Below are 22,181 nucleotides of genomic sequence, written 5' to 3' on the forward strand. Positions count from 1 at the left end.
GATTAACTTGGCTCAATCAGGCTAGAAAATCGGTAGCCTGTTCCACGTACCGTCTGTATCAATGTATCACAGTCATAAGGTCGCAGTAATTTACGTAGACGTTTGATATGTACATCGATGGTTCGGTCTTCGATATATACATTGCCGCCCCATACCTGATCGAGCAGCTGCGTTCGTGTATAGGCGCGCTCAGGATGGCTCATAAAAAATGCCAATAGACGGTACTCTGTGGGCCCAACATCAACGATTTTACCTGCAGCTGTCACGCGCTGACTCTTGGTATCTAGACTTAACTGTCCAATTTCGATAGGTTTATCGCTACTCATAGCACTACTGCGGCGTAGTACGGCTTTGATTCTAGAAATCAGCTCACGAGTCGAAAAAGGCTTGGTCATATAATCATCTGCGCCTGCATCAAGACCATGCACCTTACTGTCTTCTTCACTTTTTGCCGTTAGCATAATGACTGGTATTTCAGAGAGTAGCTCATCGTTTTTGAGCATACGACAAAAATCCACACCGCTCTTGTCACCTGGCAACATCCAGTCTAACAGTATCAATGACGGTCTATGATCGACCACTTGCTGATGCGCCTCTGACACATCTGCCGCTTGCAAGCTATCAAACCCAGCCATCTCTAGCGTCATGACAACCATTTCACGAATCGCAGGCTCATCTTCAACAATCAAAATTTGCTCATTATACATAGGACATTCTCGGTGTTAGCGGACAAAATCTAGCATGTAAAAAGGCGATATATACTCACCAGTCTCTACCTATTAAACGGATTAATTATGACAGCTTGATGACACTCTAAAATCAGATTTCTAGTAAAAAATTGAGCGGCCCATCATTGACGCTCGACACTTGCATATCCGCACCAAACTGACCGGTTGCCACGTTCGGGTGCTTAGTTTTGGCATAGTCGACCAGTTGTTCAAATAATGCTTGCGCAGCAGCAGGTGCCATCGCACCACCAAAGTCTGGTCGGCGACCTTTGTCTGTTTTTGCCATCAAGGTAAATTGTGAGACCAATAATAGCCCGCCACCGACCTGCTGAACGTTTTTATCCAGTTTACCAAATTTGGCCGGATCATCGTCATTTTCAAAAATGCGATAGGTCAATATTTTGTCAATCATACGCTGGGCAGCGGCGAAATCGTCTTCATGCCCTAAGCCAATATATGCCAACACCCCATGTTCAATCTCGCCAATACACTGCTGATCGACGACCACACTAGCGTGCTTCACCCGTTGTATGAGTGCTTTCATTTACTGATTCCTTAACAGATTATGGCCATACAATAATATGCTGTCCATGATAAAATACCGTCATTAACTTAACTATTATTAGGGCGTGTTTGATATTCACAAATAGGTACTGCGGATCGCTAAAACTGTTCCAGACAAGGCGTAAAACGACGATAATGCTCATGCCCTATCTAGATTTACAACGTAGTATGGCGCAATTTTAGCCACTGTCAGTGCCATGGTCGAATTTCCAACACGCCCCTATTACATTACACCTTATTTTGGTAGCCTTATTATGAATGTATTTACCACCTTACAACAGCTTGTGCCGCAGCAAAAGCTCAGTAAAGTCGCTGGACGTTTGGCCGCCAGTCGCCATCCTTATGTCAAACGCACCTTTATCCGTAGCTTTGCCAAAGCTTATAATATCAGCTTAGACGAGTACGAACGCCAAAGCCTTAACGCTTATGAAAGTTTTAATGACTTTTTTACCCGCGAGTTAAAAGAAGACGCTCGTACTATCGACGCCACTGCAAACGGTATCGTGAGTCCTGCGGACGGTATTATCTCTCAGCTAGGACAAATCGAAGACCACAAACTACTACAGGCAAAAGGTCGTCACTATGATGTCGGCCAACTACTTGCTGATAGTGAAGATGGCAGTTATTTCGCTGATGGCAGTTTTGCGACTATCTACTTGGCGCCTAGCAACTATCACCGTGTGCATATGCCATTTACTGGCACATTGACTAAGACTCGCTATGTGCCTGGTACACTGTTTTCGGTCAACAATACTACGGCGGCTAACGTGCCAGACTTGTTTGCGCGTAATGAGCGTCTGGTCTGTATGTTTGATACAAAGTATGGCAAAGCAGCTGTCGTAATGGTTGGTGCTATGATCGTCGCTGGTATTGAAACCGTCGCCACTGGCAAGATTGCTCGTACCGACGACATATTCGAGTCTGATCATGACATGCAGTTTGCAGCAGGCGAAGAGCTTGGACGCTTTTATCTAGGCTCAACGGCTATCGTAGTATTACCAAAAGCAGCAAAGGCTGACTGGCTAGATAGTATGCAAGCCAACAGCGTCGTGCAAATGGGTCAATTGCTAGGAATGGCAAACGCTCAATAACATGTTTGTATAAAAGCACTTAAAGTATCAGCCCAGTTAAGCGTGAATTAGAATGCTTAACTGGGCTTTTTTTATGCCTGCTACTTATGTAGATTTACGCATCAATCAGCCATCCTTTCTGAGTTGCATACTCAATATTATGTGAGAGCCAATCATGAATAGGAGGAAAGCTGTCTTTGATAAATGCATGAGCCCCCGCCACCTGCGAGCGCGTAACACCAAGTTCAATCCACGTTTTACCGTTGGTATTTAGGTTGAGTAAAAACGGCAATAAGCGATCGACCACTCTGAGCAACTGGCTCTCTTTGCTACTTCCTGTTTCTTGCGCTTCCCACACCTCACTCAAATCACTAATGCTATTGCCTCGCTCACGTTGCAATCTGGCAATGCCGGCACGCTCTTCGACGTGTGCATCAGTACGCGTATCAGCATATAAAAAAGTATCCCCCGCATCAATCTCACCCAAATCATGAACCAACGCCATCTTCAGTAATTTTTCATGATTGACATCTAGTGCAAATAATTCAGCAATCGACCAACAGGCCATCGCTAAATGCCAAGAATGTTCGGCAGAGTTTTCTTTACGAGTGGTCTGTGTCACATAGCTGCGGCGATTCACGCGTTTGAGCGCATCTAACTCCAATAAGAAATGAGTGACATCATCGATTTGGATATGTGAAGTAGATTTGGAATTAGTGAGTGATATAGAGCTGGCTTGCGACATTGATTTTCTCTGGTTTTCTCTAGTTATTGGTTTTAATGCTTATAAGTTCTAGCGATTTTAAGTTTCATTGCTCAAGGTATTATAGTTAGTTTGCTATCTAGCAATGGTTAAAAAACTATTACCGTTATCAAAAAAATAGCGCTTATTTTACCAAGCGCTATCTATTATAAGTTAGAAGATAAATGGTTAAATTGAATCCCTATTTATCCAAGTCTTTAAGCAACTAAGGCTTAACCACCTACTTAATCAAGTTAATAATGGTTTTAAATGCAGGGTCTTCGCTGCTACGGCACAGCTCAAATAATATTGATTCGACAGTGCTGATTACCCCACCTGCACGGCGAATACGGCGAATTGCTTGTTTTTTATCATAAGGAAAACGAGAACCCACTGCGTCACCAATGATGACAGGCTGCATACCATTGTCCAATAAATCCAGTGCTGTCTGCATAATACAGACATGAGCCTCAGCACCAAAAAGCAACACAGTACTACGGTTCTGCTGCGCTAGATGGTGCCATGAATCATTATTATCGCAGGCACTAAACGTAACCTTTTCAAAACTCTTGGCATTGTCTCCTTCGAGTACGTCGCGCAGCTCTGGCAAGGTATCGCCCAAGCCTTTTTTATATTGTTCATTGAGCATGATTGGAATATTGAGCGCTTGCAGCCCTTTAATCAAGGTAACGGTTTTTTTGACGATATTTTCGTGGTCATAGATATGCGGCGTTAAGCGCTCTTGCACATCGACAATCATTGCTTGGGTATTCTCACGAGCGATTCGATAGGTGCGATCATTAATCATAGTAGACATAGTACACTCCTTGTACGGCTGACAGTTGCAACTAAAAACTATTTTAGAATTATCATAAACAGTGCCATGGTTCATCTTTCTCTTATTTAGTCATAGTTTCATGAATGCGTCAATGGAGATAATTTTTAATCGCCGTAATACTGTGTTTTTCGACTCTGTGATCTATTAGCTTACCAAACATCAGTTTTACCCATAAAAAAACCTCTAGCCGTTATGACTAGAGGTTTTTTATTAGCAAGTAGCTACTTATTGATTGTTCAAATAATCTTGTTTATATAAATAAGATTAAACACGCTCAATAATAGTAGCGATACCTTGGCCAAGACCAATACACATTGTCGCTAGGCCGATTTCAGTATCTGACTGCTCCATTGCGTTTAGCAATGTCACTGTGATACGAGCACCTGAACATCCTAGTGGATGACCTAGAGCAATGGCACCACCGTTGATGTTAACGATGTCTTGCTTGTCAGATAGGTTCAGACCTTTTAATACCGATAGACCTTGAGCAGCAAATGCTTCGTTTAGCTCGATGGTTTGCATGTCATCGATGCTCATACCAGCACGCTTCAATGCTTTTTGGGTAGCAGGTACAGGACCATAGCCCATGATAGCAGCATCACAACCAGCCACAGCCATACTACGGATACGGGCACGTGGCTTTAGACCTAGATCTTTGGCTTTTTGCGCGCTCATTACTAGCATCGCTGACGCACCGTCAGATAGTGCAGATGAGGTTGCCGCTGTTACTGTACCGCCTTTTGGATCAAACGCTGGGCGTAGCTTTTGCATTTGCTCCATCGTTGCATCTGGACGAATTACTTCATCAACCGTACATAGTTGCAGACGACCAGCAGCATCATGACCTTCGATACCGATGATTTCATTGTCAAAACGACCTTCAGTGGTTGCAGCCCATGCGCGGCGATGTGACTCAAGACCAAACGCGTCTTGCTCTTCACGCGTGATATTGTTCATACGACCTAGCATTTCAGCAGTCAAGCCCATCATGTTTGACGCTTTTGCATAATGCTTAGAAGCAGCAGGGTTCAAATCAACACCGTGCATCATGCCTACGTGACCCATATGCTCAACACCACCGATGATGAATACATCACCTTGGTTGGTCATGATTTGTGCAGCGGCAGTATGTAGCGCCTGCATAGAAGAACCACATAGACGGTTAACCGTTTGGCCACCAGCAGTCTTTGGGATACCAGCTAGCAAACCGATGTTACGACCGATGTTCAAGCCTTGCTCTAGTGTCTGGTTTACACAGCCCCAGATAATGTCTTCGATATCATTGGTATCAAAGTCATTACGTTCTACTAGCGCACGTACTAGTTCCGCTGACATGCTATCAGCACGTACATGACGGAACATACCGTTTTTGGTTTTGCCCATTGCCGAGCGCACGCCATCTACGATGACCACATCTTTTGGACTTAAAGTTGTCATACCATATTCCTTTTCAATTTTTATTGTCAGTGTAGTCAGCCCAATTTACGACTATTACTTTTACTTTGTTAATCTCGCTCAAAATACAATAGGTATATTTGCGCTTGATTTACTCGTACTAGCATTAAACTGAACCAACTATAATCGTACGTTCGCTATTGGAGACGATTCATGTCTCAATTGCTTTCATGCAAAATAGCAAACGTACTGCACTTCATCCTAGTAATGACTGACTATTACGCTGTTGCGTAAAAAGTCTCGCCTGCGGCTGCCATGTCGCGAATCTTTTGTGGCGCTTCATAAGCTTTGCCAAGATGTGCGTATTTTTCACATAGTGCCAAGTAGTTATCTAGACCCATTTGGTCAACATAACGGCATGGGCCACCACGGAATGGAGGGAAACCTACGCCCATAATCATCGCCATGTCGGCCTCGCTTGGGGTGCTTACGATGTTGTCTTCTAAGCAGCGAACGGTTTCGTTGCAGAAGGCAATCATAGTGCGATCAATGATTGCTTGATCGTCAAACGTTTGCTTTTCGCTATCAGTCGTGGCTTTTAGCAACTCGTAAGTCGCTTCGTCAGCAACTTTCTTTGGCTTGCCGCGCTTGTCCATTTCGTATTTATAGAAACCGATACCGTTTTTCTGACCTAGACGCTCATTGTCATATAGATGCTGGATAGCACCTTTATAATCAGGCTTCATGCGATCAGGGAAACCGTCAGCCATGACTGCTGCGCCATGTACACCTGTATCTAGACCGACCACGTCGATTAGGTATGCAGGGCCCATTGGCCAACCGAATTTTTCCATAACTTTATCGACATGAGCAAAGTCAGCACCTTGCTTAAGTAGCAAGTCAAACGCGCCAAAGTATGGGAACAATACACGGTTTACCAAGAAACCTGGGCAGTCGTTAACTACTACTGGCACTTTACCCATTTTAGAAGCAAGTGCAACGGTAGTCGCGATAGCTTCTTCAGATGACTTCTCACCGCGAATAACTTCGACCAATGGCATACGATGTACTGGGTTGAAGAAATGCATACCGACGAAGTTTTCTGGACGCTCAAGCGCTTCTGCTAGGAACGTAATAGAGATAGTCGAGGTGTTTGACGCTAGGATACAGTCGTCTTTTACCAAGCCTTCTACTTCTTTTAGTACCGCACGCTTCACGTTTGGATTTTCTACGACAGCTTCGATAACGATATCAGTCTCAGCAAAATCACCATAGTTCAAAGTAGGACGGATACGGCTTAAGGTTTCACCCATTTTTGCTGGGGTCATCTTGCCGCGTTCTACCATTTTGCCAAGCAGTTTGCTCGCTTCGCCCATACCAAGGTCTAATTGCTCAGACTTGATGTCTTTCATGATGATTGGCAAGCCTTTGCTGGCTGCTTGATAAGCGATACCGCCACCCATGATACCAGCGCCTAGTACAGCGGCTTCGCTGATGTCATGTGCTTGCTTGCTGTGTTTTTTGGCCAGTTTTTTGACTAGCTGATCGTTTAAGAATAGACCAACCAAGCTCTCTGCTTGTGGCGTCTTAGCGGCTTTTGCAAAACCAGCAGCTTCTACTTCGATTGCTTTGTCACGTGATAAATTAACGTGCTTTTCAATCGTTTCGATAGCGATTGCTGGTGCTGGGTATTGCTTAGGATTGGCTTTAGCGAAAATAGCACCTTTGGCACTGTTGAACGCCATCGCTTGCTCAAGCTGGTTTAGCTTAACTGGAGCCAGTTTTTCTTCACGTTTTGCTTTCCAATCAAGCTCACCTGAGATACATTTTTTGACTAGATCAATTGCTGCATCTTGTAAGTCGTCAGCAGGTACAGTCGCGTCAACCAAGCCTAGTTTCAATGCTGCCAATGCTTTCTTTGGGCTACCAGTCGCGATCAGCTCAAGCGCATTATCGATACCGATGATACGCGTACTACGAACTGTACCGCCGAAACCTGGGAAGATACCTAGCTGAGTTTCTGGCAGACCGATGATGGCTTTGTCACTCATGACACGGTATTCACAAACCAAGGTCATCTCACAACCGCCGCCCATTGCGGCGCCATTGATAGCCGCAACTTTAGGGAATGGTAGGTCTTCAAAACGATTGAAAGCGTCATTAACATGAACGACCCAATCTTTGATCTCGCTTTCTGATTTTTTGAAAGAACCGACGAATTCTGTGATGTCAGCACCAGCGATAAACACGCCTTTGGCTGAAGTAACGATAAGACCTTTTACGTTGTCGGCTTTTTCTAACGCACTAACTGCTTCACCAAACTGCTTATTGGTTTCGGCATCAAATTTGTTCACGCTCTCATTTTCGGCGTTGTACTGCATGTTGGCGATGCCATCCTCTAGCATTGTCACCGTGATGCGATTTCCTTGGTATACCATTTGAAACTCCTTTCTATATAACGAAAGCTACGTTTTGAATTAAAATAAATAGCCAGTTACTGTTAGTAAAATGGGTAATAGCACTGTGCGCTTGTCATGTTATAAAGACAAACATATAACCAGCTCACAAGTGAAGATGTCTTTATTATCCAGCGCTCATCATGATGCACGTATTTTGCGTCTCTTGCATGACATCATATGACGCTTCATTTATATACTGCTGTTGCAGGTACTGATGTTCAAAATATTGACTGAGACTTGGTCTAACACTCGGTATCGACGATTGAACATCCTGAGAAAAAACCCAGTAGGGTCACCATCAGACCATTTTCACGTCAATTAGTGTAGGGGATTATGCCCCTAACTGTCACAAGCTAATACCATACTCGCAAGTCACTCTTAAATCACTTGCAGGCATTTACCTTACGCTAAAAGTGTTTTAGTGAATAAATGTATACTGAATTGTTAATTTAGATTTATTTCGTGTTGTTGACTTCATGCATGCCATCTTTGGAACGACAATCCGTTAGCGCTACTTAATAAATGCTACTTGGTCAGTGCTAGCTATTCAGTGTCAGCATTCAGTACCATTTTTCTACGGTAATAAGATTAACGTGCCAGCCTAGCTTGCTCTTTTATCAGAACATATTCAACCAGAGAGTGACATCATCCATCGGTAACGAAATCTTATCGTTATATTGCAGCTAAGATTGCTCTACTTTCGAATAGACTTCGGTAGAAAAATGCAAAAAATAATCAATTGATACCGTGTGTCACATAAGCGATATGACCTATCATGCTACACTAATAGCGTTTTTTCCTTATCCCTAATAAGTTTTACTGTATCCCTGATAAATGGTTGGATTATGACTGTTTCCCTTACTTCTAGCACTACCTCTACTGGCTTCATCCCTTCTAACTTTGTCTCTTTTCAAAGCACTGAGCAGTTTCATGGTGCTGTACGCGAGCAATTGGCGCAAGATATCGAGGTATTATTTACTTATGCCAAGCTGCCTAGCCCACTGGTAGATGCCTGCCGTTATGTGATGACGGGTCAAGGCAAACTGGTACGCCCACTGATGGTTGCCAGCGCTTTTGCCAGTATTAATAGCAGCAATAACGAACGTACAGACGAGCCTAATAATGATATCGATACTCTCGATGCTGATCTGGACACGCTACTAGAAAACGACTCAGACTATGATATGTCGCGCCGTGCTGCATTGGCGGTAGAGCTGCTGCATACTTATTCGTTGGTACATGATGATTTGCCGTGTATGGACGATGATGAGCTTCGCCGTGGTCAGCCTACTGCTCATATCGCTTTTGATGAAGCGACGGCTCTGCTGGCAGGAGATGTATTGCAGACGCTAGCATTTGAAGTATTGACCGCAGAGATGCCAACCTTTGCGCCGTTTGATGCAAATATCGCAAGTCAGCTCATAGCAATATTTGCGCCGCGCGCCAGACGCATGGTGTCGGGTCAAATGCTAGACCTTAATGCCGAAGCCAGCATCAGTATCGCGCAGGATGATTTAGAAGCCATCCATCGTGACAAGACAGGGGCGTTGATAGAAGCGGCGATGCTCATGGGCGGCGTCTGTGCTGGTGCAACGGCCCCGCAGCGTATGGCACTACAAGAGTGCGCGCAACATATCGGTCTAGCCTTTCAAGTCCAAGATGATGTGCTAGACGTCACCATGACGACTGATACGCTTGGTAAGCCTGCGGGTAGCGATGAAAAACTAGACAAATCTACCTATGTAAAACTGATGGGTGTCGATAATGCCACCAGTTATGCGCAATCGCTATTTAACGAGGGACGCGCAGCCATTTCTCATGAACTAAGTAATCGTGAGCTCAGCGACAATGAAGATAACATTGGCACAGCTAATGATGCGCTACTGGCACTGATTGAATGGCTCTGGTCACGTAAAAAGTAGCTTGTCAAATAGCAGGCGAAAGCAGATATCGTAATAAATTTTATTACCCAAAACGGCAGTGAGTGGTCAACATGGACAGTTCCCCTACCCCGCGCATTTACCTCGGCACTGGTGGCTATAGCGATACCGATTTGCTCGGTACGCTGTATCCCACCAGCACCAAAAAAACCGACTTCTTATGTGAATACGCCAAACAATACGGCGCAGTCGAAATCAACAGTACATTTTATGCGCCCATCGGACAAAAAGCCTTTGCTGGGATGGTCGATAAAGCTTATACACAGGCGGATAGTCAGTTGAAGTTCGCCGTCAAACTGCATCAAGACTTTACTCATGCACGTAAAGGCACTGCCGAACACGCACAGGCATTTCTAAACGCTTTATCTCCACTTATCGAAGCAAATGCTTTAGCGCCTTTACTATTACAGTTTCCGCATGGCTTTGATCGTACTCGCGAGCACCGTCTCTATTTAGCGAACCTCGTCAGTTGGTTTCAAGACTATCCACTCGCTATTGAGTTTCGTCATAACGGCTGGCACACACCGCAAGTGGTCGATAGTTTCCAGCAGCAAGGTCTCATTTGGTGTAGCGTCGATTATCCCAAGGTAGGCGGATTACCGCCGTCACGGTTGATATTCACTGAACGCACTGGCTACCTACGTATGCATGGCAATAATACGGGCTGGTGGGATGCGATGAGCGCGGCTGATCGTCATGACTATCGCTATAGTGAAGCTGAGATGCAGGACTGGGCGCAAGCGATTGCCAATCAGCGTCAGCACTTTGATACGCTCTATATCTTCTTTCAAAACACTGTCAATGCACACGCTTACTATAATATTGCGATGCTGCGAGAAACGTTGGGTAAGTTTGGGTTTGAGGTTTTGTGATCAAGTTATGATTTTCTCTCAGAGTATGATTTCCTATATAAATAACACAAGGAATAACCAATGTTACCTAGGTATGAAAGTATTAAGTTTCAGTGCCCACACTGTAATACTGTTGCTACTCAAAAATGGTTTGACGCGCATAAAGCAGGTAGCACAGCTAACGGAATTATCAATAATCTCTATCTAGATTATAGAAATCAAGTACGCGATTATACTCAAGAAGCAATTTTAGTTTTTCTAAGAGGTATTAAAAATCCTTTGCAATCCAGTCTTTATAAGTTCGTACCTAGAGGCTTCTCAATTGCAACTTGCGCATCATGTAATAATTTTACATTGTGGGTGAACGAGGAAATTGTTTATCCGAAGAAAACCACAGTTCCACCTCCTAACGAAGACTTAGATGAAGATATTAAGAATCTATACCTTGAAGCTTCTAATATTTTGATTGATTCACCGAAAGGAGCAACTGCCCTTTTGCGTTTAGCTCTACAAATGCTGTTAAAGCAAATAGGGAAAGATGGAAAGAAAATCAACGATGATATAAAAGAACTGGTATCAGAAGGCTTAAGTCCTACAATACAGCAAGCTTTAGATTTGTTAAGAGTCATAGGGAATAACGCTGTTCATCCTGGTCAAATAAATTTAGATGATAATGCTGAAATTGCTCAGAAGTTGTTCAGTATTTTAAATTTTATTGCTGATGAGCTGATAACTAAACCAAAAGAACTAGAAAAACTATATGCAGACTTAATTCCTTTAGAGACGCAAGAGCATATTAAACAAAGAGATAAGCAGAAATGAATTGTTTTAAATACTAACCAAAAAAGGACACCTCACCATGTCCTTTTTCTCATACAAACCCTTAGTAGCTAAATACTACTCTTCAACGAACATCCTTATTTACGCACCTTGCATCTACATAGACACAATAGATAAATTTATCCAAAACAAGCATACAGAATCGCTCTACTTATTGGTTTGGCACACTGGTAACTTATATCCTACTAATCAAGAGACATCAGTCAAAACGCCATATAAGCGTACTGATATTCACTCATAATATTGGAGAAAGTATCGATGACAACACTAAAAAATAAAGTCGCGATTGTAACCGGTTCATCAAAAGGTATCGGCGCGCAAATAGCCTTATCACTTGCAGAATCAGGGGCTAAAACCGTCATTAATTATGCAAATGATGACGTAGCAGCCAATGATATCGTAAGCCAGATTAAATCAGCAGGCGGTGAAGCCATTGCCGTGCAAGCTGATGTTAGCAATACCAAACAAGTCGAAGCAATGTTCGATGCCACTATCAGCGCGTTTGGTAAGCCAGATATTTTGGTCAATAGCGCAGGTATAATGATTAATAAACCTATTGCCGAGACCACCGATGAAGACTTTGACCGTATATTTGCTATCAATGTAAAAGGTACGTTTAATACATTGCGTGAAGCTGCAACTAAACTCAATGACGGTGGCCGTGTGGTAAACCTCTCAAGTACAACCACTCGCATGCTGTTACCTAGTTATGGCACTTACTGTGCGACCAAAGGTGCAGTCGATCAGCTGACCCGTATATTTGCCAAAGAGGTCGGCGAGCGCAACATCACGGTCAATGCAGTATCTCCCGGCCCTACTGACACTGAGCTATTTCATCAAGGTAAGGCGGATGACACGGTAGAGAGACTTGCTAGCATGTCACCGTTTAACCGTATCGGTGAACCAGTTGATATCGCTCGTGTAGTGGCGTTTTTGGTCAGTGAAGAAGCGGCTTGGGTTACTGGACAAAATATCGGTGCAAACGGCGGTATCGCCTAATATCGTAATGGCGATGCTCTATCAAAAATATGTTTTAATCAAATATCAAAATAGAAAGCTACTATAGAAAGTTATCACAAAAAAAAGGACACCTCACGGTGTCCTTTTTTTAATCAAATACTTAGTCGTTAAAGATTACTCTTCAACGCCAGCATCTTGACCTTTATATTTTGCGTTTGCGTAGTCCCAGTTCACTAGCTTGTCTAGGAACGTGTCAACATAGTCAGGACGACGGTTACGGTAATCTACATAGTACGCGTGTTCCCATACATCACAAGTCAATACCGCTACTTGGTCATGTGCAAGTGGGGTGTCAGCGTTAGCCGTTTTGGCGATTGACAATTTGCCACCGACTTTATCAGCAACTAGCCATGCCCAACCTGAACCAAACTGAGTCAATGCTGCGTTTTTGAACTCTTCACGGAACTTGTCGTAGCTACCAAAATCTTCTTCGATTTTTGCTTTTAGATCGCCAGTAGGTTCGCCACCGCCGTTTGTTGGCGTCATGCAGTTCCAGTAGAACGTGTGGTTCCATACTTGAGCTGCTTGGTTGAACATACCTTGCTTGCTGTCATCGTTAGCAGTCGCTACGATGATTTCTGGCAATGTTTTGTCTTCTAGACCAGAACCTGGCAACATGTCTTTTAGCTTGTTTACATAAGCAGCATGGTGCTTGTCATGATGGTACTCTAGCGTTTCGGCACTGATATGTGGCTCTAGTGCGTCTTTTGCATATGGTAGGTCTGGTAAAGTAATGTTTGACATAATTATTTTATCCTTGCTGTTTAGCCGTTAGTTTATAAAAACTTGGTTATAGAAACTGAATTTTACGCTATTTTTACACCGCAAAAAACACTATAAAATAGCGGACTAAATTGGCTGAGTTTATTGTTTGAAATGAACTTTATCGCTTGATACACGGTACTGCTCAATACAATATCACGTATCATTATGAATCCAAAATTAACCTAGCGGTTACTTATTGCTATTATTCTTCGCCAAAAAGCCAAGTCTCTGACTTTATAGACTTTTATTAACTTAATATTCACAAGCTATAAGATATAATTCACTGTAGCTTGGTATCTATTATAGCAATAGTGACCAATAATATCAGTTACCAAATGTTATAGCCCGTACAATCTGTATAGCGATTGGTTATTTATTACGCGGTAACTGCATTCACTCCAAACTCATGCGTTATCATTATTAGCATAACTACTTCAATCGACAAATAATTTACCAATTAGCACTACAGAAGATAAATAAAACTTACTCGAATAATAATTTTTCATCATTTTAATATAATGGACTGACTCTATGAGCACCACTGATACCTCGTTAACTGTTACCCATCCGACATCTGGCAACCAATGGGTATTGGCTAGCAACAATAAAGGCAAATTGGCTGAGTTTAAACGGCTATTTGCCGAAGCGAACTTGGACGTGACGATTGTCCCGCAAGGTCAACTCGATATCAAAGACGCCATCGAGGATGGTTTAAGCTTTGTAGAAAACGCCATTATCAAAGCCCGTCATGCGAGCCGTATCAGTGGACTGCCTGCGATTGCTGATGATTCAGGACTTTGCGTGCCTGTACTAGGTAATGCGCCAGGTATCTACTCTGCTCGCTATGCTGGTGAGCATGGCAACGATAGTAAAAACAATGCCAAGCTCATCGCTGACTTGCAGCCTATCCGCGCAGCAGAGCCGGATATTCCGATCAAAGGTATGTTCGTTTGCGTACTGGCAATGGTGCGTCATGCTGATGATCCGTTACCGATTGTCGCCCAAGGATTATGGCATGGCGAAATCTTGGATACGCCACATGGTGACGGCGGTTTTGGCTATGATCCACTGTTTTGGTTACCTAACTTGCAAGCCAGTGCGGCTAGTCTGAGCGCTGCTGATAAAAACAGTATCAGCCATCGTGGTCAGGCAATCCAGCAGCTATTGGCGCAGCTACCTTTATAAGTACCTTATAGCTATTCTATCTATAAGCGCACTTGATACTCATAATGCGCTTGCAACCTTATCGCTGTTTCTTGTCCGTTATCTAATTTATTGATTATGAATATGGCTAAATTTTTATATAAAATTAAGCCATATAAGAGCAAGCAACATAAGGAAACATGCCATCAAAGAGATAATTTTTACTTTAATAAACAGATAGATTATACTGTTCTACTTTTAAAATTTTGTTGAAATCCGTTATTTGGCTGTATAATTCACCAAAAAGCGTTATTATGCGGTGCATTAACGGTTTATTATCGATATTTGATAGCATGGACAACCTCAGCAGGTTCACCTTTTAGTATCAGCGGCGATTGCTACTGGCACTAAATTTGACGTTGTGCGCTATCGCTATCCCCTATTTATTTCAACGGCAGCCCGTCGTACATGCCCGTAATTTGAGGCGCGGTCTGTCTATTACAATTTAACCCTAAGTACTATTTCATTAATCAAACGTACTACTTAATCCTAAAGGTGTAATTAATATGGCTACAGATTTACAAGTCACAACCAACAAGCTATCTAATAAAGAAACCCAGCTAACGGTTAAAGTGCCCGTTGAAAAAATTCAAAACAAAGTTGAAGGCCGTATTCGCCAAGTTGCGAAAACTGCCAAGATTGACGGTTTCCGTAAAGGTAACGTCCCTATGTCACACATCCGCTCTCAGTACGGTGCTGGCATTCAACAAGAAGTTATCAACGATGTCATCCGTGATACTGTATTTGAAGCGATCAAATCTGAAGACATCCGCGCTGTTGGCATGCCTAACATCGACGACGTAAAACTTGAAGACGATTTCTTGGTATATCAAGCCACTGTTGAAATCTTCCCAGAAGTTGACGTACAAGGTATCGATGAGATCGAAGTTGAGCGTCACACTGCACAAGTCAGTGAAGAAGACGTTGACACCATGATCGAAAACCTACAAAAGCAACGTGAAGAATTCGTTGAGAAAAAGGGCATGGCTGCGAAAGACAACCAAGTGACTTTTGACTTTGAAGGCTCTATCGACGGCGAAAAATTCGAAGGCGGCTCTGCTGAAGACTTCAAATTGGTTATCGGTAGCAACCAAATGATTCCAGGTTTTGAAGCTGGTATTAAAGGCATGAAAGCTGGCGAAGAAAAAACTATCGACGTCACTTTCCCAGAAGATTACCAAGCTGAGAACCTAGCTGGTAAAGAAGCTCAGTTCAAAATCAACGTAAAACTGGTTGAAAAATCTAAGCTACCTGAAATTGATGATGCGTTCCTAGAGCTATTCGGCGTAAAAGAAGGCGGCGTTGAGAAATTGAAAGAAGACGTACGCAAAAACATGGAACGCGAAATCAAAAACGCTGCGCGTAGCCAAGTTAAGCAAGCGACTTTTGACGCATTGCTAGAAAAGAATGAGTTTGACGTACCAAACGCGATGCTAGAGCAAGAAATCGAGCGTCAACGCAACATGATGATGCAACGTTTTTCTCAGCAGTTCGGTGCGAATGCTGATAGCTTCGATAAAGACATGCTGCCAAATGAGCTATTTGAAGAGCAAGCGCTACGTGCTGCCCGTCTTGGCATCATCGTTGCCCGTGTTATCGATACCAAAGGCTTAGAAGTAGATCAAGAGCGTGTAGAAACCTTCATCAAAGAAGCCGCTGAAAACTACGAAGATCCAGCAGAAGTTATCGAGTACTACACCAATGACAAGCAGCAGCGCGCTAACATTGAGTCTGTTGTACTAGAAGACCAAGTAGTAGATTACTTGATCGCACAAGGTAAAGTAACTGACAAAGAAGTTAGCTACCAAGACTTGCTAGCTGCTCAGCAACAACAGCAGCAAGCAATGTAATTGATACGACAAGCTGTCTTTTTAGATATGCTGTAGTCGGTTATCAAAACTAAAATGCGCCCCCGACCTTTTGATCGGGGGCGCATTTTTTATGGCGTTCGTTAACTAGATAAAATCAGCTACAACTATCGACTTTACAAACATCGAACCTACAAACATCGAATCTACAAGCATCGTACTTGTACTATAAAGCGCGCTTTATACCAAAACGGGTGCGAATACGGCGCTCAATCCTAGCAGTACCAGCCCGCGCTGCAACCACAAGCTATCACTAAAGCGTTGCTGCAACTGCTGACTAATCAGCGTACCAACTGCATATAGCGCTAGCATCGTGACCATCATCCCTGCATAAAATCCCAGCTGACCACTCACGCCAGCATTTGCTGGTACTTCCAGCGCATGTGCCATGCCATGAAAGACGGCCAAACCACCAAAACCAAACAATGACACCTGCTGAATGCTTGGCGTGCGTGCTGTATGAGTCTGCGCAGAGAATGCCTCTTGTCTACTTTTTTGGCTCATCAAGACCATAGCCAATACGACCACCGACAGTGATATCGCCACTTCAATTAGCCCAGATGATGCAGCAAATGCGATACCGCCAATCAGTACGCCAGCCGTGCCCAATATCGCGCCTAATGACAACCCTGCCGTCAATGACATCATGCCTAAGCGCTGCTTTTGTAGACCATAAAACAACATGCCCATGCCGACTGCCAAAAACAAATGATCAAGGCCAGTTACTGGATGCATCAGTCCTGCTTGCAACGTACCCAAAAACGATGGCGCTTGCGCGGTAGTCGAGTGAATATGACCTGAATGCGCCTGCGTCAATGACGGTAGCATTAATGAGGTCATCATCACAGCCGAACCAGACACGATATGACGAGCTGAGAACGCTGGTGAAAAGCGAGAGTTTTCGGTGTTGAGATCCTTTGTACACTGTGTCATGCGGTTTTTCCTTATTCTTTATATTTTAATGGTAAAAGCTCATCTGCTCTCTAGGCAAGCATGCCATGTTCTTTTATAAAGGCAATAATCTCATTTAGCCCATCACCTGTTTTCATATTGCTAAATACAAAAGGTTTGTCGCCACGCATTTTTTTGGCATCGCGTTCCATCACTTCAAGCGACGCACCAACCATTGGTGCAAGGTCGGTCTTATTGATAATCAACAAATCAGACTTGGTAATGCCAGGGCCGCCCTTACGAGGTATCTTATCGCCTGCAGAGACATCAATGACGTACAAGGTTAAGTCAGACAGCTCTGGACTAAACGTTGCGGCTAGATTGTCGCCACCTGACTCAATGATAATCAACTCCAACCCTTCAAAAGTCGCTTGTAGCTCAGCAATCGCAGTCAGATTAATAGAAGCATCTTCGCGAATAGCTGTATGCGGACAGCCGCCCGTCTCTACACCGCGGATACGCTCAGCGGGCATAGCATCATTGCGGGTCAAAAACTCTGAATCTTCTTTGGTATAGATGTCATTGGTCACCACTGCCATATTGACCGTATCACGCAGGTTTTGGCATAGTCTTAATGTCAAAGCAGTCTTACCACTACCAACTGGACCACCAATACCAAGGCGTAAGCACGATAAGGCAGAAGACGGTTTCTGGCTGTCGCTATCAGTCTGTAGGTCTGATGCAGCGTGAGAATTTTTTGTTTTGAGCGGAGTTAGAGACATATTAATTTCCTAAAACAGTTTGTATATTAATAAGTATAAATAGAAATAAAGGTACAGTTATGAGCGGAACAACCGACTGTATTGCTCCTCGTGCATACTTGAGAGAATAGCCAAATTGGGCAAGTTATTAGAGATACTAAATGATTCATAGAGGTCTTGACATAGCTGCTGACAGTCCGACTCTTCACTCTTATTTAAGGTATCCATAGTATTTATCGATGTGATTAAAGCATCGAAAGCCTGTTGCACATCATCGCTTAGAGCTTCGACCTGAGCACCCAGATCGCTTTGCAATTGCCACAGAATACGCTGACCTGCCATTTGTCCTAGCGGCACTGTCTTGACAGCGGCGAGCACCATATTCTCTAATTGCGCAAATCCATAAGTAGTCATCGACTGCGCTAGTGGCAGTTGCCAATGCTGAGCAACATGAGCAAATAGCGGTAAAAACCCATCTTCAGGTATTTCGGCCGGTATGCCAAGACTCAGGACTTCGTTGAGCCAAGACACCATTGCCTGTGCCAATTGCTGCGACTCCAGTACAAACTCTTTACTCTCGAGACCAGCATGATAATCATGTGCCAGATTTGCCGCTAGCGCTTCATGACCTTGGCTGAGCGCGCACATTATTAGCCCTAATACGGGCAACTCGTAGCCAATCACTGCAAGCGCTAGATAGTCCTGCATAAATGTAAGCGTACTGGCTTCATCAGAGACAACCCCTGACTCAATAGCTGACTCCACACCTTGCGAATAGGTATAACTACCAATCGGCAAATTGCTCGATGCCAGCATCAGTAGCTGTCCAAGTTGGGCAGATTGAGTAGGCTGAGCACCGGTATTAACCATCATTTGAATGACCTACAGGCGCATCATGATGACTATAACTATGTTGATGTCCGTGGCTGTGGCTATGGTCATGACTTTCCTTATGACTATGAGAGTCACTATGTGCATGTGAGTGAGAGTGGCCATGCGCATGCCCTTGGCCCGTTTGATAAGCGCCTGTCTCAGGCTCAAATGGCACTGACGTAGACTCGATATGTAAACCAAGATTTTCTAGCATTTGAGCGAGCACATGATCGTTTTCAAAATATAGCGCATAGCCTGCATTACCCTGATCAAAACTGTGGTCAAACATCAATGGCACATGACGATTGCCCAAATGATAAGCGCCTTTCATTAGTAGAAAATCATTAGCAGCCGTCACCTTAGTCACCGCTTGTGGCTTGGCGATAACTTGCATCAACTCCCCTGATTCATTGATAAGGACATCATCACCTTTTAATCCGCCTGTACGAGGCAGATCGACACCAATCGCCTCGCCTGAAACAGTAATCGCTCTAAAGCGGGAATGCTGACGAGTATCAAAGTCTAACAGTAGATAATCATCGGCTTGATACTGTTCTGCCAATTGTGCTTTTTGGATATCGCTAAGCGTACTTAAACGGGTATTAAATATTTTCATTATTATTCTCTGGCTGTTGTTGCTCAAACTATTGTCAATAGTATTGATGGTAAAAGTATTAGGAATAAAGACGCGATCTCACTCAAGAAACCAACTGACTATTGGTGTACATAGTTTATGGCTCACTGTCCTAGAGCTCTTATAAACGTATATCATAAGCTCTAAAATAAAAAGTAACGCTGTGCCATGGGTAGTACATCAGCTGGCTCACAGGTCAGTGTTTTACCATCCGCACGTACTTCATAGGTCTCAGGATTGATATCCATATCTGGGCAGTAGCTGTTAAAGCGCATATCGCTTTTACGAATTTTACGAATACCGTGTACTGGCTGAATTACTTTGGTCAGCCCGAGCTGCTTATCCACTTGTTTGTCGATCGCCGCTTGCGACATAAAGGTGATGCTAGTTTGGGCGACTGATTTTGGATATGTCGCAAACATAGGACGATAATGTACAGGCTGAGGAGTAGGAATAGAGGCGTTGATATCGCCCATCGGCACCGCAGCGATGAGTCCACCTTTAATGATGCACTCAGGCTTTACCCCAAAAAACTTGGGCGACCATAGCACCATATCTGCCCATTTACCCACTTCGATTGAACCAACCATATCGCTAATACCGTGAGTAATCGCAGGGTTTATCGTATATTTTGCGATATAGCGTTTGATACGGAAGTTATCGTTGTCCACGCTTTGGTCATAATCTGTCAAAGTGATGTACTGTTGCTCATCCTCAATGTTCGCCGTTGCATCTGGCGCTAGATGGCCACGTTGAACTTTCATTTTGTGCGCGGTTTGCCAAGTACGAATGACCACTTCACCTACCCGTCCCATCGCTTGAGAATCACTACTCATCATAGAAATCGCACCTAAGTCATGCAAGATATCTTCTGCGGCGATGGTTTCCTGACGAATACGGCTCTCAGCAAAGGCCACATCTTCAGCGATAGCAGGGCTCAAGTGATGACAAACCATCAGCATATCGAGATGCTCATCAATAGTATTGACGGTATAAGGGCGCGTTGGATTGGTTGAGGATGGCAGCACATGCGATTCGCCAATGGCCTTTAGAATATCGGGCGCATGTCCACCGCCTGCGCCTTCAGTATGAAAAGTATGGATACAGCGGTCTTTAAAAGCAGCGAGCGTACTTTCGAGATAGCCGCTTTCATTTAAAGTATCGGTATGAATGGCCACTTGCACATCATAGTCGTCAGCGACACTCAAACAGTTATCAATAGCTTGCGGCGTTGTACCCCAATCTTCATGTAGCTTTAGTCCTACGGCACCCGCTTCGATTTGTTCTGCAATCGGTGCTGGCACGCTCACATTACCTTTACCCAGTAGTCCGATATTCATGGGAATACTGTCGGTAGACTTTAGCATTGAAGCAATATGATAAGCCCCTGGCGTACAGGTAGTCGCGAGCGTGCCTTGTGCGGGTCCTGTACCACCGCCAAGCATTGTGGTCACGCCTGACATAAGCGCTGTCTCACACTGCTGAGGTGCGATGAAGTGAATATGACTATCAACCCCGCCTGCCGTCAGGATTTTACCTTCACCAGAGATGATTTCGGTAGCACCGCCAATAGCAATATCAATAGCAGGCTGGATATCAGCATTGCCTGCTTTACCAATGGCACTGATACGACCATCTTTGATACCAATATCCGCTTTATAGATGCCTGTATAATCAACGACTAATGCATTGGTAATAACCGTATCGGCAACTTCTGCGCCCAGTAATTGTCCTTGACCCATACCATCACGGATGACTTTACCACCACCAAATTTGACTTCTTCACCTTTGATTGCAATAGGCTTGCTACTACTCTCACCACTTTGCGACGTATCTGCTTGATCAACAGCAGTATCTTTATGACTGGTTAAATCTGCTTCAACCTGTAGCCAAAGCTCGGTATCGGCAAGACGGACTTTATCGCCTGTTGTAGGACCAAAATGCTCAGCATAAATACGACGACTGACTCGCTTCTGCGAAGTAGCAGTTACCTTTTTATCAGTGACGCTCTCTGATGCTTCGTCTGGATGAGCGGCGCCCATGACGCGCCCAGCAAAACCATATACATTTTGCTTGCCAGCGTATGCTACCAATTCGACTTCCCGCGATTGACCAGGCTCAAAACGTACGGCGGTGCCAGAGATAATATTTAGGCGAAAACCCCGAGTCTGCTCTCTCTCAAAACTCAAGGCATCATTGACTTCATAAAAGTGATAATGCGAGCCGATTTGGATAGGTCTATCACCAGTATTACTGACACTGATGGTCTGCACCTGTCGCCCTTGGTTTAAGATAATATCGCCATCTTGGATATGGTATTCGCCTGCTTGCATGGTAGCCGCCTTATTTTATAGTGAGCATTTCAGTGCTATAACAATGGTATACAGCGTTACACGATGGGATTATGTACCGTGACCAGTTTGGTGCCATCAGGAAAGGTCGCCTCGATTTGCACTTCATCTACCATCTCTGCAACACCTTCCATGACATCATTAGCAGACAGATACGTAGCACCCTCACTCATCAATTCAGCAACTCTTTTACCATCTCGTGCGCCTTCCATCAGCAGCATACTGATATAAGCGATGGCTTCGGGATAGTTAAGCTTAACACCGCGATTTTTGCGACGCTCAGCCACCATACCCGCGGTAAATAGCATGAGTTTATCTTTTTCTGTTGGGGTCAGGTGCATGACGATTCCTTGTGGTACTTATCATTATATTTATAGCAGATTAGGGG

Annotated in this window: 20 protein-coding genes; 7 read left to right on the top strand and 13 right to left on the bottom strand. The window is 43.9% G+C overall.

Going from position 1 to position 22,181, the window contains the following annotated elements; genetic code table 11:
• Positions 1 to 2: 2 nt before the first annotated feature.
• Both phoB and dtd read right to left on the bottom strand, forming a co-directional pair.
• Complete coding sequence (gene phoB, locus JMX96_RS13040; RefSeq protein ID WP_057761786.1) at positions 3 to 707, bottom strand: phosphate regulon transcriptional regulator PhoB; 705 nt, start codon at positions 705 to 707, stop codon at positions 3 to 5.
• 112 nt (positions 708 to 819) lie between these two features.
• Positions 820 to 1,272: a D-aminoacyl-tRNA deacylase gene (gene dtd / locus JMX96_RS13045; protein ID WP_201569548.1), complete on the bottom strand. Its 453-nt coding sequence runs from the start codon at positions 1,270 to 1,272 to the stop codon at positions 820 to 822.
• Between the two features lie 274 nt (positions 1,273 to 1,546).
• On the opposite strand from dtd, the gene asd reads away from it, so the two are divergent.
• A complete protein-coding gene (asd, locus tag JMX96_RS13050) occupies positions 1,547 to 2,383 on the top strand; it encodes an archaetidylserine decarboxylase (protein WP_101205332.1) in 837 nt (278 codons plus the stop codon).
• A 94-nt stretch (positions 2,384 to 2,477) separates the two neighbouring features.
• Here the strand turns inward: asd and JMX96_RS13055 are convergent, their stop codons facing one another.
• From JMX96_RS13055 to fadB, 4 genes are all read right to left on the bottom strand, one after another.
• Positions 2,478 to 3,107: an HD domain-containing protein gene (locus JMX96_RS13055; protein WP_201569550.1), complete on the bottom strand. Its 630-nt coding sequence runs from the start codon at positions 3,105 to 3,107 to the stop codon at positions 2,478 to 2,480.
• A gap of 238 nt (positions 3,108 to 3,345) precedes the next feature.
• Positions 3,346 to 3,921 carry an isochorismatase family protein gene (locus tag JMX96_RS13060; RefSeq protein WP_101205330.1) on the bottom strand — a complete coding sequence of 192 codons (576 nt, stop codon included), beginning with the start codon at positions 3,919 to 3,921 and terminating at the stop codon, positions 3,346 to 3,348.
• A gap of 285 nt (positions 3,922 to 4,206) precedes the next feature.
• The gene (gene fadA, locus JMX96_RS13065) at positions 4,207 to 5,379 is read right to left on the bottom strand and encodes an acetyl-CoA C-acyltransferase FadA (protein ID WP_057761795.1); all 1,173 of its coding nucleotides are present in this window, start codon (positions 5,377 to 5,379) and stop codon (positions 4,207 to 4,209) included.
• A 236-nt stretch (positions 5,380 to 5,615) separates the two neighbouring features.
• On the bottom strand, positions 5,616 to 7,775 hold the full coding sequence (gene fadB / locus JMX96_RS13070) for a fatty acid oxidation complex subunit alpha FadB (RefSeq protein WP_101205329.1): 2,160 nt from the start codon (positions 7,773 to 7,775) through the stop codon (positions 5,616 to 5,618).
• An 866-nt stretch (positions 7,776 to 8,641) separates the two neighbouring features.
• On the opposite strand from fadB, the gene JMX96_RS13075 reads away from it, so the two are divergent.
• The 4 genes from JMX96_RS13075 to JMX96_RS13090 all read left to right on the top strand — a co-directional run bounded on the left by JMX96_RS13075 (position 8,642) and on the right by JMX96_RS13090 (position 12,426).
• A complete protein-coding gene (locus tag JMX96_RS13075; RefSeq protein WP_201569552.1) occupies positions 8,642 to 9,718 on the top strand; it encodes a polyprenyl synthetase family protein in 1,077 nt (358 codons plus the stop codon).
• A 71-nt stretch (positions 9,719 to 9,789) separates the two neighbouring features.
• Positions 9,790 to 10,608, top strand: coding sequence for a DUF72 domain-containing protein (locus tag JMX96_RS13080; RefSeq protein WP_201569554.1), 819 nt, complete (start codon positions 9,790 to 9,792; stop codon positions 10,606 to 10,608).
• A 60-nt stretch (positions 10,609 to 10,668) separates the two neighbouring features.
• On the top strand, positions 10,669 to 11,409 hold the full coding sequence (locus tag JMX96_RS13085) for a DUF4145 domain-containing protein (protein WP_201569556.1): 741 nt from the start codon (positions 10,669 to 10,671) through the stop codon (positions 11,407 to 11,409).
• A gap of 276 nt (positions 11,410 to 11,685) precedes the next feature.
• Positions 11,686 to 12,426, top strand: a complete 741-nt coding sequence (locus JMX96_RS13090; RefSeq protein WP_201569558.1) for an SDR family oxidoreductase — start codon at positions 11,686 to 11,688, stop codon at positions 12,424 to 12,426.
• 135 nt (positions 12,427 to 12,561) lie between these two features.
• Here JMX96_RS13090 and JMX96_RS13095 read toward each other — a convergent pair whose 3' ends face one another.
• Positions 12,562 to 13,191: a superoxide dismutase gene (locus JMX96_RS13095; RefSeq protein ID WP_201569560.1), complete on the bottom strand. Its 630-nt coding sequence runs from the start codon at positions 13,189 to 13,191 to the stop codon at positions 12,562 to 12,564.
• Between the two features lie 552 nt (positions 13,192 to 13,743).
• On the opposite strand from JMX96_RS13095, the gene rdgB reads away from it, so the two are divergent.
• Together rdgB and tig are read left to right on the top strand one after the other, a co-directional pair.
• Positions 13,744 to 14,397 carry an RdgB/HAM1 family non-canonical purine NTP pyrophosphatase gene (gene rdgB / locus JMX96_RS13100; protein WP_201569562.1) on the top strand — a complete coding sequence of 218 codons (654 nt, stop codon included), beginning with the start codon at positions 13,744 to 13,746 and terminating at the stop codon, positions 14,395 to 14,397.
• 524 nt (positions 14,398 to 14,921) lie between these two features.
• Positions 14,922 to 16,265, top strand: a complete 1,344-nt coding sequence (tig, locus tag JMX96_RS13105; protein ID WP_160023344.1) for a trigger factor — start codon at positions 14,922 to 14,924, stop codon at positions 16,263 to 16,265.
• A 198-nt stretch (positions 16,266 to 16,463) separates the two neighbouring features.
• Here the strand turns inward: tig and JMX96_RS13110 are convergent, their stop codons facing one another.
• From JMX96_RS13110 to ureA, 6 genes are all read right to left on the bottom strand, one after another.
• The gene (locus JMX96_RS13110; RefSeq protein ID WP_201569564.1) at positions 16,464 to 17,216 is read right to left on the bottom strand and encodes a HupE/UreJ family protein; all 753 of its coding nucleotides are present in this window, start codon (positions 17,214 to 17,216) and stop codon (positions 16,464 to 16,466) included.
• A gap of 50 nt (positions 17,217 to 17,266) precedes the next feature.
• Positions 17,267 to 17,956 carry an urease accessory protein UreG gene (ureG, locus tag JMX96_RS13115; protein WP_201569566.1) on the bottom strand — a complete coding sequence of 230 codons (690 nt, stop codon included), beginning with the start codon at positions 17,954 to 17,956 and terminating at the stop codon, positions 17,267 to 17,269.
• A 57-nt stretch (positions 17,957 to 18,013) separates the two neighbouring features.
• A complete protein-coding gene (locus JMX96_RS13120; protein WP_227677053.1) occupies positions 18,014 to 18,808 on the bottom strand; it encodes an urease accessory protein UreF in 795 nt (264 codons plus the stop codon).
• Positions 18,798 to 19,424 carry an urease accessory protein UreE gene (gene ureE, locus JMX96_RS13125; RefSeq protein ID WP_201569568.1) on the bottom strand — a complete coding sequence of 209 codons (627 nt, stop codon included), beginning with the start codon at positions 19,422 to 19,424 and terminating at the stop codon, positions 18,798 to 18,800. The genes JMX96_RS13120 and ureE overlap by 11 nt, the downstream gene beginning before the upstream one ends.
• Positions 19,425 to 19,585: 161 nt before the next feature.
• Positions 19,586 to 21,775, bottom strand: a complete 2,190-nt coding sequence (ureC, locus tag JMX96_RS13130) for an urease subunit alpha (protein ID WP_201569570.1) — start codon at positions 21,773 to 21,775, stop codon at positions 19,586 to 19,588.
• Positions 21,776 to 21,831: 56 nt separating this feature from the next.
• Positions 21,832 to 22,134: an urease subunit gamma gene (ureA, locus tag JMX96_RS13135; protein ID WP_201569572.1), complete on the bottom strand. Its 303-nt coding sequence runs from the start codon at positions 22,132 to 22,134 to the stop codon at positions 21,832 to 21,834.
• Positions 22,135 to 22,181 lie beyond the last annotated feature (47 nt).

The organism is Psychrobacter sp. JCM 18900, assembly GCF_904846625.1.
Taxonomy (GTDB): domain Bacteria; phylum Pseudomonadota; class Gammaproteobacteria; order Pseudomonadales; family Moraxellaceae; genus Psychrobacter.

Excerpts from the sequence above, each read along its gene's own strand:
- fadB (WP_101205329.1), bottom strand. The coding sequence starts at position 7,775 with ATGGTATACCAAGGAAATCGCATCACGGTGACAATGCTAGAGGATGGC.
- ureG (WP_201569566.1), bottom strand. The coding sequence starts at position 17,956 with ATGTCTCTAACTCCGCTCAAAACAAAAAATTCTCACGCTGCATCAGAC.
- asd (WP_101205332.1), top strand. The coding sequence starts at position 1,547 with ATGAATGTATTTACCACCTTACAACAGCTTGTGCCGCAGCAAAAGCTC.
- tig (WP_160023344.1), top strand. The coding sequence starts at position 14,922 with ATGGCTACAGATTTACAAGTCACAACCAACAAGCTATCTAATAAAGAA.
- fadA (WP_057761795.1), bottom strand. The coding sequence starts at position 5,379 with ATGACAACTTTAAGTCCAAAAGATGTGGTCATCGTAGATGGCGTGCGC.
- JMX96_RS13055 (WP_201569550.1), bottom strand. The coding sequence starts at position 3,107 with ATGTCGCAAGCCAGCTCTATATCACTCACTAATTCCAAATCTACTTCA.
- JMX96_RS13110 (WP_201569564.1), bottom strand. The coding sequence starts at position 17,216 with ATGACACAGTGTACAAAGGATCTCAACACCGAAAACTCTCGCTTTTCA.
- JMX96_RS13080 (WP_201569554.1), top strand. The coding sequence starts at position 9,790 with ATGGACAGTTCCCCTACCCCGCGCATTTACCTCGGCACTGGTGGCTAT.
- JMX96_RS13075 (WP_201569552.1), top strand. The coding sequence starts at position 8,642 with ATGACTGTTTCCCTTACTTCTAGCACTACCTCTACTGGCTTCATCCCT.
- JMX96_RS13120 (WP_227677053.1), bottom strand. The coding sequence starts at position 18,808 with ATGATGGTTAATACCGGTGCTCAGCCTACTCAATCTGCCCAACTTGGA.
- ureC (WP_201569570.1), bottom strand. The coding sequence starts at position 21,775 with ATGCAAGCAGGCGAATACCATATCCAAGATGGCGATATTATCTTAAAC.
- ureA (WP_201569572.1), bottom strand. The coding sequence starts at position 22,134 with ATGCACCTGACCCCAACAGAAAAAGATAAACTCATGCTATTTACCGCG.
- ureE (WP_201569568.1), bottom strand. The coding sequence starts at position 19,424 with ATGAAAATATTTAATACCCGTTTAAGTACGCTTAGCGATATCCAAAAA.
- dtd (WP_201569548.1), bottom strand. The coding sequence starts at position 1,272 with ATGAAAGCACTCATACAACGGGTGAAGCACGCTAGTGTGGTCGTCGAT.
- rdgB (WP_201569562.1), top strand. The coding sequence starts at position 13,744 with ATGAGCACCACTGATACCTCGTTAACTGTTACCCATCCGACATCTGGC.
- JMX96_RS13085 (WP_201569556.1), top strand. The coding sequence starts at position 10,669 with ATGTTACCTAGGTATGAAAGTATTAAGTTTCAGTGCCCACACTGTAAT.
- JMX96_RS13095 (WP_201569560.1), bottom strand. The coding sequence starts at position 13,191 with ATGTCAAACATTACTTTACCAGACCTACCATATGCAAAAGACGCACTA.
- JMX96_RS13090 (WP_201569558.1), top strand. The coding sequence starts at position 11,686 with ATGACAACACTAAAAAATAAAGTCGCGATTGTAACCGGTTCATCAAAA.
- phoB (WP_057761786.1), bottom strand. The coding sequence starts at position 707 with ATGTATAATGAGCAAATTTTGATTGTTGAAGATGAGCCTGCGATTCGT.
- JMX96_RS13060 (WP_101205330.1), bottom strand. The coding sequence starts at position 3,921 with ATGTCTACTATGATTAATGATCGCACCTATCGAATCGCTCGTGAGAAT.